Below are 15,007 nucleotides of genomic sequence, written 5' to 3'. Positions count from 1 at the left end.
GTCATCCCTTCAAAGGCAGTGTCAGCAGGGTAGCCAAGGCCAGCGACAGCTGCAGGCCAAGGCACACTGCCTGGCGGCGTAACAGGGCCAGCGCGGCCTGGCTGCGTGCAGGCCAGGCGCGGGAATCGGTGGCCTGCGGTTTGAGTTTCAGCTCGAACAGGGCGTGGTCCAGGGCCTGGGTGTCCGCCGCCAGGTCGCGGCTGGCGGCGAGGCGGGCGAACAGTTCGGCATCCAGGGCCACGCGAATGGCCCAGTACTTGTGCAGCACGCCTAGTACCAGCAGCGCAATGCACAGCAGGCTGGCCAGTGGTTGCAACTGTGCACCCAGCAAGGGCGCCAGGCCGTAGGCCAGGGCCAGCAGGGTGAGGCCGTCCGACAGGCGTTCCAGTTGTTTGCCACGGCCCAGCAGGCTGGCCACCACGTACAGCGTCATGGTTGTGTCCCTAGCTGTTGCAAGGCCTGGCGGTGTGCGCTGTGCAGGACCACGCTGGGGCGGGCCTTGCGGATCAGCGCCTCGGCCTGGCGAGCATCAGTGCAGCGGCCCGTGAGCACCAGCCAGGCGGCCACGGCGCTGGCACTGCGCGAATAGCCCAGGGCGCAACAGACCAGCACCGGGCCTTGGGAGCGCAGGCGTTCGATGGCCATGGCGGCCTGGTGCAGCAATGGGCTTTCCGGGGCGATCAGGTCCAGGGTAGGAAAACATGCGTAGCCAACGGCGGACGCGACCTGTGTAGGAGCGGCCTTGTGTCGCGAAAGGGCTGCGAAGCGGTCCCAGATTTTCAGCTTCGCAGCAGATATTGCTGGGGCCGCTTCGCAGCCCTTTCGCGACACAAGGCCGCTCCTACAATTGTCCGCGCTGTCCTGAACATGACACGGTAGCTCTGCGCACAAATCGACCACCGCAGCGAACTGCGCGCCACCCCCAGGAATCCGCCCAAGGTAGACGCCATCACACACCTCATCCGCCTGCGGGTGCCGCCAGGTCCACAACCGCGAGTTGACCCACGCCCCCACCAGATAAGGCGCCAGCAGCCAGCTGGCTGCATGCGACAAGCGCCCATCGGCGCCTTTCTGAAACCCGCCTGCACCGAGCACGCCATAGTTCAGCGCCACCAAAGCCAGCGATACAGCCGGCCAGGTCAACCACAGCCAGGCGCCGCCCAACGCAACGGCAGGCACTGCGCACAGCAGCCCACCCACTGTATAGAACAACGCCAACCGCCAACGCTTGGCATCCCGCGCAAGGCGCACCTGCTGCCAGGGCAGCTGCCCCCGATATGGCCACAACCAGACGCAGACGAACCCCGCCAATGCCCCGGTCGGCACGTCGATGAAATGGTGCTGCCAGGTGGTCAGCACCGACATCCCGATCAGTGCCATCCAGCCATGCATCAGCCAACGCCAGGGCTGGCGTTGCACGTGCCGGGCAAACATCGTCCAGATGATCACCAGCAGGGCAATATGCAGTGAAGGCGCCTGGTTGAACGGCTTGTCGAAGCCCATCAGCACATCGAACATCCAGCCGAACACCCCGCCCAGTTCCGGCCGCTCGAAGGTGAAGCGCAGCGGCCAGAGCAGGAAGCAGCTGACGCTGATCAGCTGCGCGGTTAGCAGCGCCAGCGCGTGCCGGTCCATTTCCTGGCGCGTACGCGGCAGCAGGAAGGACAAGCCGTAGAGCAGGTCGATCGACCAGTACGGGATGATCGTCCACGGCCACAACGGCATGCGGCTTTCCCAGCCGAACACCAGGCTGCCGACATCACTGCGCCCGGCGGTGTGATTGTTCGCCATCCCGTAGCTGAGGAAAAACAGCGGCCCCAGCAGCAGAAGCCAGAATACGCCCCGGCGGATCAGCCCGGGCTCGCGTGATGGGCTCATTCAGCGCACCCGTTGTGCCAGGCTGACGCTGAAAATGCCCCATTCATCGATGCGCTGGGCCAGCTTGCGGAACCCCGCCGCCTCTACCAGCTGGTCCATTTCGGCCTGGCTGCGGCGGCGCATCACCCAGGCCTCGCCGCCGCGATGGCTGGTGAGGGCGCGGGCGATCATTTCCAGTTGCGGGTGCCACGGCTGGCCGGTGTAGACCAGGTAACCGCCATCTTCCAGCGCATCGGCCAGGCCGGCCAGCGAGTTGCCTACCAACTGGTTGCTGGCGAACAGTTCGTACAGGCCGGAGACCACGGCCAGGGTCGGTGGTTGTTCCAGGGTGGCCAGGCTCTGGCGGTCGAAGGCATCGCCCTGGACGAAGCGGGCGATGTCGGCCAGGCCCTTTTCGGCAATCAGTGCGCTGCCTTGCTGCACGTTCAGTTCGCTGTAGTCGCGCAGCAGGATCGAGTCCGGCAGTTGTTCGAGTTCCTGCAGGGCCTCGAGGATGTAGCGGCCATGACCGGCGGCGATATCGACGATGTGCACCGGCCGCTGCTGTTCGCGCAGGCGGGCGATGGCCAGGCGCAGCAGTTCCTCTACGTGCAGCTTGCGCTGGCGGATGCCGCGCCAGCCGATGGCGTCGAGGTAGTTCTGGTCGACCAGGCGGCCAAGTTTGCCTTTGCCGGTCGGCTGGTTGCGGTACACGTAGTCCAGGGTACTGCCCGAATCGAAACCGGTATCGAAACCCAGCTTCACACCTTCGGACAGCCCCTTGCCCAGGCGCAGCCCGGCACGGGTGGCACGCCAGTAAAGGTCGCGGGGCGAGTTGCGCGGCAGCGGTGCGGCCAGGCTTTCGGCCTCGGCGCAGCTGGCGCCGGTCTTGTCGGCATCGAGCAGTGACGGCAGGGCGGCGGGGCTGGCGAAGCAATGTTCGACGAACCGCTCGATACGGCGCAGGGCATGGGCCCGATCACGCTCGCCAAGGGTGTCGTGGAAGAAGCCTGGCAGGATGTGCATTTCCTTGCGCGCACTGCCCAGGCGTTCGAAGAAGCGTTCCTGTGGCTGGCGTTCGACCACGAAGTCGGCACCGGACACCAGCAGCTGGGTCGGCAGCTGGATGGCCTGGGCATCCGCCACCACCCGGTCGGCGGCTTCGTACAGGCCGAGCAGCATGGTTACCGAAATCGGCCGGCTGATCAGCGGGTCGGCCACATACGACATGACCCGTTCGGGGTCGTGGGTGAGCAGGCGAGGCTTGACGTAGCTGTTGACGAAGAAGTTGCCGCGCAAGGCCTTCAGCAGTTTCAGGCCGGGGCGGGCGAACGGCACGTACAGTTTGACCTTGAACGCTGGCGAGGCCAGCACCAGGCAGCGCACCTTCGGCGCGTAGTCGTGGGCCCAGGTGGCGACCAGCACGGCCCCGACGCTCTGCGCCAGCACCACCAGGTCCTGTTCGGCAATGCCATGGCGGGCCTGGATGTGCTCGATGAAGGTCTGCACATCGCGCACGCTGGTGGCGAACCCCGGGCTGTCGCCGCGCGCGCCCGGCGACTGGCCGTGGCCACGGGCATCCCAGGCGAAGAAATCGTAGCCCGGCATATCCAGCTCATCGGCCAGGTGGGCCATGCGCCCGCCGTGTTCGTGGCCGCGGTGGAACATCACCACGGCCCGGCGTGGTTGGTGTTGGTTACGGGTGGCAGGCCAGTGACGGTAATGCAGCTCGACGCCGTCATGGGTGGAGAAGTGCAGCGCTTGCGCTTGGCGCATGGTCGACATCCTTTTACGACGGCAGTGGGCTCAGCGGGTTTCGGCCAGCCCCTGGCGAACCCGGTTGTAGAGGGTATAGAGCGAGAGTGCGAGGATGACCAGCAACAAGCCGTTGATCCAGGCGCCGTGCAGCACGCCGAAGGCGACGCCGGTACCCAGCACGCCGAAGGCGAACGCCCGGTCGCTCTTGCCCATGGGGCCGTCGTAGCGTCGTGAGGCGCCGGCCAGCGGGCCCATGACACCGGCGTATTCGCTGAAGGTGGCGCTAAGCACCACGAGTACGACCAAGGTTGGCGATACACCCGCCAGCAGGGCGAAGGGCAGGTACAGCGCGGCATCGGCGATCACGTCGCACAGTTCGTTGAGGTAGGCGCCGAGGGTGGATTGCTGGCCGAACTCCCGGGCGAGCATGCCGTCGACGGCGTTCAGTGCCATGCGCAGCAGCATCCAGACAGGAATCAGGATGAACAGCCAGGTGAGATGGGGCAGGGCAGCCAGCAGCAGGCCCAGCAGGATTGACAGCAGGGCGGCGGCTACGGTGACCTGGTTGGCGGTGACACCGCGGTCGTTGAGGCGCTGGACAGCAGGGCGGAGCATGGCCTGGAAGCGCGGTTTGAGCTGGTAGATCGATGCCACTGGAAAGTCCTTTTCGGTGGGTCGTTACGGCGCCATTGTGTGTGAGCCTTCTTCGCGGGTAAACCCGCTCCCACAGGTATAGCGTCCATCCGAGAGATACCACATATCCTGTGGGAGCGGGTTCACCCGCGAACACGGGCGAAGCCCGCCATCAATCGCGGTGCCTGCTTCGCGGGCTCGCCCGCTCCCACAGGTATAGCGTCCATCCGAGAGATACCACATATCCTGTGGGAGCGGGCCCGCCCGCGAACACGGGCGAAGCCCGTGCCATCCACTCCGTCAGCGGGTGAGGGTGGTTACCAACCCTGCGGCATACCCCGGCAATGCCGCAAAATCGCGTGCACACACCAGCAACCGGCGATTGGCCCATGGTTCCGTCAGCGCCACCCAGTGCAACGGCAACACCCCTTGCCAACGCTTCACCGCAGCCAGCGGCACCACTCCCACCCCGGCCCCGCCCGCGACCATGCGGATCACGCCATCGAACCCTTCGGCACGCACCCGAACCCGCATGCGCCGCCCCTCGCGCAGCGCCTGCTCTTCCAGGTACAACGCCAGTGCACTGCCAGCCCCCAGGCCGACATAGCCATGGGCCAGGCTATCGATGAAGCTCGGCGCGACCTCGTTGGCCAGCGGATGGCGCTGCGGCGTCACCAGCACCAACGGGTCTTCGCGAAACGGCCGGGTCTGCAGGTGCGCGCTGGGTGCGGCGGTCGAAACGATGCCCAGGTCTGCCATGCCTTGGGTAATCGATTGCACGATGCGCAGGCTCGGCAACTCCTGCACATCCACGCTGACTCCAGGGTTTTCAGCCAGGTAGCCGGCCAGCAGTTCCGGCAGGTACTCCGTGAGCGCAGCCGTGTTGCACAGCAGGCGCACCTGGCCCTGCTGCCCTTGTGCGTACTGGCCCAGGTCGAACTGCAGGCGCTCGACCTGCTGCGTTATCAGCCGGGCATGCTGCAGCAGTGCCTGGCCTGCCGGAGTTGCTTGTACACCACGGCGGTTGCGTTCCAGCAAAGGGATGCCCAGCGATGCCTCCATGGCGCGGATGCGCGCACTGGCTGCTGCCAGCGACAGATGGCTGCGGCTGGCACCGGCGGTGATGTTGCCGCACTCCAGGGTGTGCTGGAACAGCCTGAGGTCGATCAGGTCGAAATGCATGTGGCTCTGTCCTGGCAAGAGTCTGGCTGAGTATATGGCAGATTTTCACCCCGGCCGGCGCACGCCATCATCGGCCCATGAATACCTTGCTCGCTTTCTACCAGAACATTGGCCCAGCGCTGTCGCTGCTGGTGGTACTGACCTTCCTGCTGGCCGGTGCGGTGAAGGGCGTGATCGGCCTCGGCCTGCCGACCATCGCCATGGGCCTGTTGGGCCTGGCTATGCCACCGGCGCAGGCTGCGGCATTGCTGATCGTGCCGTCGACCCTCACCAACCTGTGGCAGCTGGCAAGCGGTGGGCACCTGCGGGGGTTGCTGGCACGCCTGTGGCCGATGCTGGCGATGATCTTCGTCGGTACCTTGCTGGGCAGTGCCTGGCTGGGGATCAACAGCGGCCCTTGGGCCGCACATGCACTGGGCGCGGCCTTGATGGTGTATGCGCTGTACGGGCTGGTCGGCCCGGGCCTGCGCCTGGCACCGGGGCGGGAGCGTTGGTCGGGGCCGCTTTGCGGGCTGGTTACGGGCGTGGTCACGGCGGCGACCGGGGTGTTCGTGATACCGGCTGTGCCCTACCTGCAGAGCCTGGGTTTGAGTCGGGATCAGATGGTCCAGGCCCTGGGCCTGTCGTTCACGGTTTCGACCCTGGCCTTGGCCGTTGGCCTGGCCGGGCAGGATGCCCTGGGTGGCCAGGCACTGGGTGCTTCGCTGCTGATGCTGGCGCCGGCCTTGCTCGGCATGCTGGCCGGCCAGTGGCTGCGTCAGCGCATCAGCGCGCTGCTGTTCAAACGCTGCTTCTTCATCGGCCTGGCCGCACTCGGCGGCCATTTGCTGATCAGCGGTTAGCGCTTGATGCGCTGAGCATGTCGATCATCTGGATGTCGAAATCGCGTTCCAGGTAGTCCATGCGTTTTTCGAAGAACGCGGTCATGTGCGGCAGGGCCGAATGCACATCCAGCGCGGCCTTGTCGGCCCAGACCTCGAAGAACACGAACAGGCTCGGGTCCTGCTTGTCGCGCAGCATGTGGTACTCGATGCAGCCCGGCTCCTGGCGGCTTGGCTCGACGTAGGCGCGGAACAGGGTTTCGAACGCTTCAGCCATTTCCGGGCGGGTCTTGGCTTTGAGGATGAAGGCGTACTGCTCACTCATGGGTCGCTACTCGTTGATGGGAGGTGATGCGATTCTAAGGCAATAATGTATTGTTGATTCGTGACTTCAGGTCAATTGTATTTTGCCCATGCATTACTGTATCCCGCGCCCGCGAGCCCCTAACCTGCCGGCCTGAATTTTCCGCGAGGCCCGCATGAAGAAGATCCTTTTGCTCAACGGTGGTAAACAGTTCGCTCACTCCGGCGGTCGCCTCAACGCGACCTTGCACGAAGCGGCCATCGCTCACCTGGACCGGGCCGGTTTCGATGTGCGCCAGACCTTCATCGACGGCGGCTACGACGCCCGGGAAGAGGTGGAGAAGTTCCTCTGGGCCGATGTGGTGATTTACCAGATGCCTGGCTGGTGGATGGGGGCGCCATGGACCGTGAAGAAGTACATCGACGAGGTGTTCACCGCAGGCCACGGCAGCCTGTATGCCAACGACGGCCGTACCCGTGCGGACTACTCGCAGAAGTACGGCAGCGGTGGCCTGGTGCACGGCAAGCAGTACATGCTTTCGCTGACCTGGAATGCACCGCAGCAGGCATTCGACGACCCGAGCGATTTCTTCGAGGGCAAAGGGGTGGATGCAGTGTACTTCCCGTTCCACAAGGCCAACCAGTTCCTCGGCATGACCGGGCTGCCGACTTTCCTGGCCGTGGATGTGATGAAGCGGCCGGATGTGCCGGCTGCTTTGGCGGCCTATGAGGCGCATCTGGACAAGGTGTTCGGCAAGGCACAGTAAGGTTTTTCCTGTGCTGGCCTCTTCGCGGGTAAACCCGCTCCCACAGGTGCTGCACGGCTTTCAAGGACTGTGGTGTACCTGTGGGAGCGGGTTCACCCGCGAAGAGGCCCGTACAGGCACCGCTGGACTTGGCCTCGACAAGCGGCTATCTAATCCCTGCAGAGACCAACCACACAGGCGCAGATGTGAAAACCCGATCCGAAGAACTCCAGGTATTCGTCGCCGTCATCGACTGCGGCTCGATTTCCGCTGCTGCCGAGCAGATGGGCCAGACCCCGTCCGCCGTCAGCCGTACCCTGTCGCGCCTTGAGGGCAAGCTGGGTACCACGCTGGTCAACCGCACCACTCGGCGCATGGACCTGACCGAGGAGGGCCGCTTCTTCCTCGAACGCGCGCGGCTGATCCTGGAGCAGATGGACGAGATGGAAGAGCGCCTGTCGATGAACCGCCAGACCCCCAACGGGCGCCTGCGCATCAACGCCGCCGCGCCGTTCATGCTGCATGCCATCCTGCCGTGGATCGGCGAGTTCCGCCGCCAATACCCTGGGATCGAACTGGAACTCAATACCGACGACCTGATTATCGACCTGCTGGAGCAGAGCACCGATGTGGCGATCCGCATCGGCGAACTGGCTGACTCCAGCCTGCACGCACGCAGCCTGGGTTGCAGCCCGGTACAGGTGCTGGCCAGCCCGGCCTACCTCGAGCAGCACGGCACGCCGCAGCGGGTCGAGGACTTGGCCAACCACTGCCTGCTTGGCTTCAGCCAGCCCGAATCGCTCAACCACTGGCCACTGCGCCATGCCCAGGGTGACCGCTGGAGCATCCGTCCGGCGCTGATCGCCTCCAGCGGCGAGACCTTGCGCCAACTGGCGCTGGCCGGCGAGGGCATCGTCAGCCTGTCGCACTTCATGACCCACGAGGACATCCGCACCGGGCGCCTGCAAGTGCTGCTGAGCGAAGCCAACAACGGCTACCGCCAGCCGATCCATGCGGTGTACTACCGCAACACCCAGCTGGCGCTGCGTATCCAGTGCTTCCTCGATTTCATCCAGCGCAAGTTGGCAATGTACGCCAGCTGAGTTGCCTGAACGCGACAGATCCTGTCCACAGGCGGCGAAACTTCCTGCGGTTGATTGCACAGTCGAAGCGCTTCGGCCTTACTGACTGCTCAACAAAAACAACACCAAGGAAGTGTCATGCGTATTGCTCCGTTCCAGTACCTGGCTCTCGCAGCCGCGATCCTGAGCTGTTCCTCGGTTCATGCCGCCAACCTTGAGGGCGGCGCGGTGGCCGCGCCCGATCAATATGGTGCACAGGTGGCCGCCGACATCCTCAAGAAAGGCGGCAACGCGGTGGATGCGGCAGTGGCCACGGCTTTCACCCTGGCGGTGACTTATCCCGAGGCCGGCAACATCGGCGGTGGCGGGTTCATGACCCTGTTCGTCGACGGCAAACCCTACTTCCTCGACTACCGCGAAGTCGCGCCCCGGGCCGCCACGCGCAACATGTACCTGGACGAAAAGGGTGAGGTCATCGAGAACCTCAGCCTTGTCGGGGCACGCGCTGCTGGCGTACCGGGCACGGTGATGGGGTTGTGGGAGGCGCACCAGAAGTTCGGCAAGCTGCCCTGGAGCGAGCTTCTGACCCCGGCCATCGGCTATGCGAAAAACGGCTTCAAGGTGGCCGCAAAGCAGTACCAGTACCGCAACGATGCCCAGGGCATGTTCAAGACCGCGACCAATTTCAACGACTACTTCGGCAACATGAAGGTCGGCGAGCTGTTCAAGCAACCGGAAATGGCCCAGACCCTGGAACGCATCGCCGACAAGGGCGTGAGCGAGTTCTACCAGGGCAAGACCGCCGACCTGCTGGTGGCGCAGATGCAGGCCGACAAGGGCCTGATCACCAAACAGGACCTCAAGGACTACAAGGCCGTTTGGCGTGAGCCGATGGCCGTGAGCTGGCGTGGCAACGTGGTGTATACCGCGCCACCGCCAAGCTCCGGTGGCGTCGCCCTGGCCCAGCTGCTGGGCATCAAGGAAAACCGCGCGGCGGACTTCAAGGGTGTGGCGCACAACTCGGCGCAGTACATACACCTGTTGGCCGAGATCGAGAAGCGCGTGTTCGCCGACCGCGCCGACTACCTTGGCGACCCGGCCTTCACCAAAGTGCCGGTGGATCAGCTGGTGGCCAAGGACTACCTGGCCAAGCGCGCCGCGCAGGTCAACCCGAAGGCCATTTCCGACACCGACAAGGTCAAGCCGGGCCTGGAACCGCACCAGACCACGCACTTCTCGATCGTCGACAAGCAGGGCAATGCGGTCAGCAACACCTACACCCTCAACCTCGATTACGGCAGTGGTGTGGTGGTGAAAGGCGCCGGCTTCCTGCTCAACGACGAGATGGACGATTTCAGCGCCAAGCCGGGGGCGGCGAACGCCTTTGGTGTGGTTGGTGGCGATGCCAATGCCATCGCCCCGGGCAAGCGCATGCTGTCGTCCATGAGCCCCAGCCTGATGACCCGTGATGGCAAGGTCGAGCTGGTCATCGGTACCCCGGGTGGGTCGCGGATCTTCACCTCGATCTTCCAGGTGATGAACAACCTGTACGACTACGACATGCCGCTGGACAAGGCGGTGGCGGCGCAGCGCGTGCACCATCAGTTGCTGCCCAAGGACACCATCTACTTCGACAGCTATGCGCCGCTGACCGGGCCGGTGGCTGATGAACTGAAGAAGATGGGCTATGTGCTGGAGGACCAGGGCTGGGAGATGGGGGATATCCAGGCGATCCGGGTTGATGGGACGAAGCTGGAGACCGCTTCGGATCCGCGTGGGCGTGGGGTAGGGATGATCGTCAAGTAATACCTGCTCCATCGCTGGGAGGGCTTTGCCCTCCTTTCGCGACACAAGGCCGCTCCTACAGGAGATCGCGGTCCCTTGTAGGAGCGGCCTTGTGTCGCGATGGGCCGCAAAGCGGCCCCAGATTCCAGGATCAGACGCGGAACTGGCTGACCAACGTCTGCAACTGCCCCCCCAACCGCGCCAGCTCCACGCTGGACGCCGCCGTCTCGTCACTGGCCGCCGCCGTCTGCTCCGACACATCACGCACATTCAGGATGCTGCGGCTGATCTCCTCCGCCACCGCACTCTGCTGCTCTGCCGCTGCGGCAATCTGCTGGTTCATCGACTGGATGCTCGACACCGTGCTGGTGATGCTCTCCAGCGAAGCCCCGGCCTTGCGCGCCAGCTCGACGCTGCTGTCGGTCAGGGTACGGCTGCCTTGCATGGCCGTAGCCACTTGCTGGGTCCCATGCTGCAGGCTGGCGATCAGTTCTTCGATCTCTTCGGTGGATTTCTGCGTGCGCTGGGCCAGGCCGCGCACTTCATCGGCGACCACGGCAAAACCACGGCCGGCCTCGCCGGCACGCGCCGCCTCGATCGCTGCGTTCAGCGCCAGCAGGTTGGTCTGTTCGGCCACCGACTTGATCACGTCCATCACGCTGCCGATCTTCTGGCTTTCCTGCTGCAGCAGGTTCATGGCTTCGGTGGAGCGGTGCATGTCCTCGGCCAGGCGCTCGATCTGGCCAATTGCTTCGCCCACCACGCGGTCGCCGGCACGGGCTTCGTCATCGGCACCGGTCGCGGCATGCGAGGCCTGTTCGGCATTGCGCGCCACTTCCTGAACGGTAGCGGCCATTTCGTGCATGGCGGTGGCCACCTGGTCGGTCTCGACCTTCTGGCTGTTGGCGCCGGCGCTGGTCTGCTCGGTCACTGCCGACAGTTCCTCGGCAGCGCTGGCGATCTGGGTGACGCCGTCGCGGATGCCGCTGATCAGCTCGCGCAAGGTGGTGCCCATGCGGGCGATGCCTTGTTGCAGCGCGCCCAGTTCGTCGCGGCGGGTGACGCGCAGATGCTGGGTGAGGTCGCCGCTGGCGATCTTTTCCACTGCCGCCATGGTGTCGCGCAGCGGGCGGGTGATCTGCCGGGTGATCAGCACTGCCGCCAGCACGCCGACCAGCAGCGCCAGCAGCGTGGCGATGGCCTGCAGGCTGCGAGCCTGGGTGCTCTCGATGTCGCGGCGCTGCAGCTGGATCTGGTACAGCGCGTCGCTGCGCTTGACGATGTCGGCACCCTGCACGGTCATTTCGGCGCGCGCAGTGGTGATGTTGGCGACCGCATCGCGGAACTGGCGCACGGCGTCACGGTAGGCCAGCACCGAGCCTTCGAACTGTTGCAGGCGCGTGTCTTCGGCCGGCAGCTGGCGCTTGAGGTTGTCGATTTCGGCCAGGGCGGCGTCCAGCTGGCGCAGGGCGGCCTGCTCGTTGGCGGCGCTGTTTTCGGCAATGTAGCCGCGTACGTCGATGCGCACCTGCAGCAGTTGCTGGCGGGCCTTGCTGATCAGCTGGTACTGGGCCAGGCGCACGCTGTCGGCTTCTGGGCGCGCCATGACTTCCTGGCTGAGGGCGTCCATGGCTTGGTCGGCGCGGCTGGCCGAACCGTCCATGGCCGTGCGCGCGGTGCGGGTGGCGTCGTAGCCCTGGCGCATCTTGTTCAGCGACACCTTGTAGGCGCTGATGGTCTCGCCCAGTTCACCCAGCAGCTTGATGTTTTCCGGGCTCTTGAAGGTGCTGGCCAGGTAGGCCTGCTGTTTGCTGAAGGCGTCCAGCTTGGTCTGGGTGTTGGCGGCGGCGGCATCGTCGCCGTTGGCGATCATGTACTGCAGGCGGGCAATGCGCAGGTCGGTCAGGTCCTTGTTGAGCTGGCCGATATCACCCATCCAGTTGCTGCGGTCGATCAGGCTGCCCAGGCTGGTCCAGCCGGTCAGGGCCAGCAGGCCGGTGAGGATCAGTACCAGGCCGAAGCCCAGGCCGAGTTTGAGGTTGACGCTGATGTTGGCGAACCAGCTGTTCATGCACGCTCTCCAGAAGTTGTTTTCGCTCGCTTGATCTTCGATCGCCAGGCGTTGTTGTTCTGGATGCCCGCTGATTCGTGCAGGGGTTATCGGCAGTGATGGAGGAAGCTGAAACGCTTTTTCAGCAGATTTGTAACTGGCTTGATTGGGGCTGCTCTGCAGCCCTTCGCGGGCATGCCCGCGAAGCAGGCGACGCGGTGGATGGCACCGGCTTTGCCGGTGTTCGCGGCTAAAGCCGCTCCTACAGGGATCGCGTCGGTTTTGGAAGCTATTCAAAGGTTGCGCGCACTGAAGGTATCGCAGCGGTTCACTTCGCCCTCGGCAAACCCAGCCTTGAACCAGCGCACCCGCTGCGCCGAGGTGCCGTGGGTGAACGAGTCTGGTACCACGCGCCCGCGGCCTTGCTGCTGCAGGCGGTCATCGCCAATGGCGTTGGCCGCGTTCAGCGCCTCTTCGACGTCGCCCGGTTCCAGCCAGTTCAGGCGCTTCTGCGCCTGGTAGGCCCATACCCCGGCCAGGCAGTCGGCCTGCAGCTCTTGGCGCACCAGCAGGCCATTGTCGCCTTCCATGCGCTGGCCACTACGACGCGCGGCATCGACCTTGGCCGACACGCCCAGCAGGGTCTGTACGTGATGGCCGATTTCGTGGGCAATCACGTAGGCCTGGGCAAAGTCGCCGGCTGCGGCGAAGCGGGTTTCCATTTCGCGGAAGAACGACATGTCCAGGTAGACCCGCTGGTCTGCCGGGCAGTAGAACGGCCCCACCGCCGCCGAGGCAAAGCCACAGGCCGAATTGACCTGGCCGCTGAACAGCACCAGCTTGGGGTCGCGGTACTGCTTGCCGCCCTCGGCGAACAGGGCTTTCCAGGTGTCTTCGGTGTCGCCCAGGATCGAGGCGACGAACTCGGCCTGCTGGTCGTTGGCCGGCGGGGCCTTGCCGCCCGCGCTGCTGGGTGCCTGCTGTTGTTGCTGCTCCATCTGGCCGGCGAGCTGGCCAAGAATCTGCAACGGGTCCTGGCCGGTGAGCCAGCCGATGCCGACAATCAGCAGCACCGCTCCAAGCCCCAGCCCCTTGCCGCCGCCGAAACGCATGCCGCCGCCACCACCTTCGCCTCGGGCATCGACCACATTGTCGCTGCGTCGGCCTTTTCGCCAATCCATGAATGCTCTCCGGAGCGTGAAACAAGAAGACAAAGATTAGTCCACGACAGCGGCGAGTGTCAGGCCAAGGTGCTTATGCATAACCAAATGGTTATGTTTGATGTGGCTGATTTCAATATTCATTGCACGCTACCTGCCTGAAACTGCATGTGGGAGCGGGCTTGCCCGCGACTGGGTTTCAAAGAACCCCCCGCGCATTTCCATAATTCCAAGAGAGGAAACCGGCATGCCCGCCCAGGACAACAGCCGCTTCGTGATCCGTGATCGCAACTGGCACCCGAAAGCCCTTACGCCTGACTACAAGACGTCCATTGCCCGCTCGCCGCGCCAGGCACTGGTCAGCATCCCGCAGTCGATCAGCGAAACCACCGGCCCGGACTTTTCCCACCTGGGCTTCGGCGCCCATGACCATGACCTGCTGCTGAACTTCAACAACGGCGGCTTGCCGATCGGCGAGCGCATCATCGTCGCCGGCCGTGTCGTCGACCAGTACGGCAAGCCTGTGCCGAATACCCTGGTGGAAATGTGGCAGGCCAATGCCGGCGGCCGCTACCGTCACAAGAACGACCGCTACCTGGCGCCGCTGGACCCGAACTTCGGTGGCGTCGGCCGTTGCCTGACCGACCGTGATGGCTACTACAGCTTCCGCACCATCAAGCCGGGCCCGTACCCATGGCGCAACGGCCCGAACGACTGGCGCCCGGCGCACATCCACTTCGCCATCAGCGGCCCGTCGATTGCCACCAAGCTGATCACCCAGCTGTACTTCGAGGGTGACCCGCTGATCCCGATGTGCCCGATCGTCAAGTCGATCGCCAACCCGCAAGCCGTGCAGCAGTTGATCGCCAAGCTCGACATGAGCAACGCCAACCCGATGGACTGCCTGGCCTACCGCTTCGACATCGTGCTGCGCGGCCAGCGCAAGACCCACTTCGAAAACTGCTGAGGACCCCGCCATGCCAATCGAACTGCTGCCGGAAACCCCTTCGCAGACCGCCGGCCCCTACGTGCACATCGGCCTGGCCCTGGAAGCGGCCGGCAACCCGACCCGCGACCAGGAAATCTGGAACCGCCTGGCCAAGCCGGACGCGCCGGGCGAGCACATCCTGCTGATCGGCCAGGTGTATGACGGTAACGGCCACCTGGTGCGCGACTCGTTCCTGGAAGTGTGGCAAGCCGATGCCAACGGCGAGTACCAGGATGCCTACAACCTGGAAAACGCCTTCAACAGCTTTGGCCGCACCGCCACCACCTTCGATGCCGGTGAGTGGACCCTGCACACGGTCAAGCCGGGCGTGGTGAACAACGCTGCGGGCGTGCCGATGGCGCCGCACATCAACATCAGCCTGTTTGCCCGGGGCATCAACATCCACCTGCACACGCGGCTGTATTTCGATGACGAGGCCGAGGCCAATGCCAAGTGCCCGGTGCTCAACCTGATCGAGCAGCCGCAGCGGCGCGAGACCCTGGTGGCCAAGCGTTGCGAGGTGGACGGGAAGATGGCGTATCGCTTCGATATCCGTATTCAGGGGGAAGGGGAGACGGTGTTCTTCGACTTCTGAGTCGAGTCTGGGGGCTGCTTTGCAGCCCATCGCGACGCAAGGCCGCT

Annotated in this window: 14 protein-coding genes; 6 read left to right on the top strand and 8 right to left on the bottom strand. The window is 64.7% G+C overall.

Annotation, left to right across the window (positions count from 1 at the left end):
- Nucleotide 1: 1 nt before the first annotated feature.
- The 5 genes from CAG00_RS13455 to CAG00_RS13435 form a co-directional block, all read right to left on the bottom strand.
- Nucleotides 2-433: a hypothetical protein gene (locus CAG00_RS13455; protein WP_085664481.1), complete on the bottom strand. Its 432-nt coding sequence runs from the start codon at nt 431-433 to the stop codon at nt 2-4.
- A complete protein-coding gene (locus CAG00_RS13450) occupies nt 430-1,878 on the bottom strand; it encodes a phosphatase PAP2/dual specificity phosphatase family protein (protein ID WP_085664479.1) in 1,449 nt (482 codons plus the stop codon). Before CAG00_RS13450 ends, CAG00_RS13455 begins: the two co-directional genes overlap by 4 nt.
- Nucleotides 1,879-3,633: a bifunctional alpha/beta hydrolase/class I SAM-dependent methyltransferase gene (locus CAG00_RS13445; RefSeq protein ID WP_085664477.1), complete on the bottom strand. Its 1,755-nt coding sequence runs from the start codon at nt 3,631-3,633 to the stop codon at nt 1,879-1,881.
- A gap of 30 nt (nt 3,634-3,663) precedes the next feature.
- Nucleotides 3,664-4,269, bottom strand: a complete 606-nt coding sequence (locus CAG00_RS13440; RefSeq protein WP_085664475.1) for a CDP-alcohol phosphatidyltransferase family protein — start codon at nt 4,267-4,269, stop codon at nt 3,664-3,666.
- 279 nt (nt 4,270-4,548) lie between these two features.
- Nucleotides 4,549-5,430: a LysR substrate-binding domain-containing protein gene (locus tag CAG00_RS13435; RefSeq protein ID WP_085664474.1), complete on the bottom strand. Its 882-nt coding sequence runs from the start codon at nt 5,428-5,430 to the stop codon at nt 4,549-4,551.
- A gap of 77 nt (nt 5,431-5,507) precedes the next feature.
- Between CAG00_RS13435 and CAG00_RS13430 the strand changes: the two genes are divergently transcribed.
- Nucleotides 5,508-6,272 (top strand): sulfite exporter TauE/SafE family protein, encoded by a 765-nt coding sequence (locus tag CAG00_RS13430; RefSeq protein WP_085664473.1) that lies wholly within the window; start codon nt 5,508-5,510, stop codon nt 6,270-6,272.
- Here CAG00_RS13430 and CAG00_RS13425 read toward each other — a convergent pair.
- Complete coding sequence (locus CAG00_RS13425) at nt 6,262-6,576, bottom strand: putative quinol monooxygenase (protein ID WP_003258316.1); 315 nt, start codon at nt 6,574-6,576, stop codon at nt 6,262-6,264. The two genes, CAG00_RS13430 and CAG00_RS13425, sit on opposite strands and share 11 nt — an antisense overlap.
- A gap of 154 nt (nt 6,577-6,730) precedes the next feature.
- Here CAG00_RS13425 and CAG00_RS13420 point away from each other — a divergent pair, with 154 nt between their 5' ends.
- From CAG00_RS13420 to ggt, 3 genes are all read left to right on the top strand, one after another.
- Nucleotides 6,731-7,321 (top strand): NAD(P)H-dependent oxidoreductase, encoded by a 591-nt coding sequence (locus CAG00_RS13420; protein ID WP_025340652.1) that lies wholly within the window; start codon nt 6,731-6,733, stop codon nt 7,319-7,321.
- A gap of 185 nt (nt 7,322-7,506) precedes the next feature.
- Nucleotides 7,507-8,403 (top strand): LysR family transcriptional regulator, encoded by an 897-nt coding sequence (locus tag CAG00_RS13415; protein WP_085664471.1) that lies wholly within the window; start codon nt 7,507-7,509, stop codon nt 8,401-8,403.
- Nucleotides 8,404-8,520: 117 nt separating this feature from the next.
- Nucleotides 8,521-10,188, top strand: a complete 1,668-nt coding sequence (gene ggt / locus CAG00_RS13410; protein ID WP_085664469.1) for a gamma-glutamyltransferase — start codon at nt 8,521-8,523, stop codon at nt 10,186-10,188.
- Nucleotides 10,189-10,318: 130 nt separating this feature from the next.
- Here ggt and CAG00_RS13405 read toward each other — a convergent pair whose 3' ends face one another.
- Nucleotides 10,319-12,238, bottom strand: a complete 1,920-nt coding sequence (locus CAG00_RS13405; protein ID WP_085664468.1) for a methyl-accepting chemotaxis protein — start codon at nt 12,236-12,238, stop codon at nt 10,319-10,321.
- A 272-nt stretch (nt 12,239-12,510) separates the two neighbouring features.
- Entirely contained in the window at nt 12,511-13,398 is an 888-nt protein-coding gene (locus CAG00_RS13400) for a neutral zinc metallopeptidase (RefSeq protein ID WP_025340648.1), read from the bottom strand.
- Between the two features lie 226 nt (nt 13,399-13,624).
- Here CAG00_RS13400 and pcaH point away from each other — a divergent pair, with 226 nt between their 5' ends.
- On the top strand, nt 13,625-14,344 hold the full coding sequence (gene pcaH / locus CAG00_RS13395; protein WP_003251597.1) for a protocatechuate 3,4-dioxygenase subunit beta: 720 nt from the start codon (nt 13,625-13,627) through the stop codon (nt 14,342-14,344).
- Between the two features lie 10 nt (nt 14,345-14,354).
- Nucleotides 14,355-14,960, top strand: coding sequence for a protocatechuate 3,4-dioxygenase subunit alpha (gene pcaG / locus CAG00_RS13390; RefSeq protein WP_085664466.1), 606 nt, complete (start codon nt 14,355-14,357; stop codon nt 14,958-14,960).
- Nucleotides 14,961-15,007: the final 47 nt, after the last annotated feature.

This window comes from Pseudomonas sp. B5(2017) (assembly GCF_002112825.1).
Lineage (GTDB): Bacteria > Pseudomonadota > Gammaproteobacteria > Pseudomonadales > Pseudomonadaceae > Aquipseudomonas > Aquipseudomonas putida_Z.
The sequence above is the reverse complement of the archived record's forward strand: the minus strand, read 5'-3'. Positions and strand labels throughout refer to the sequence as shown.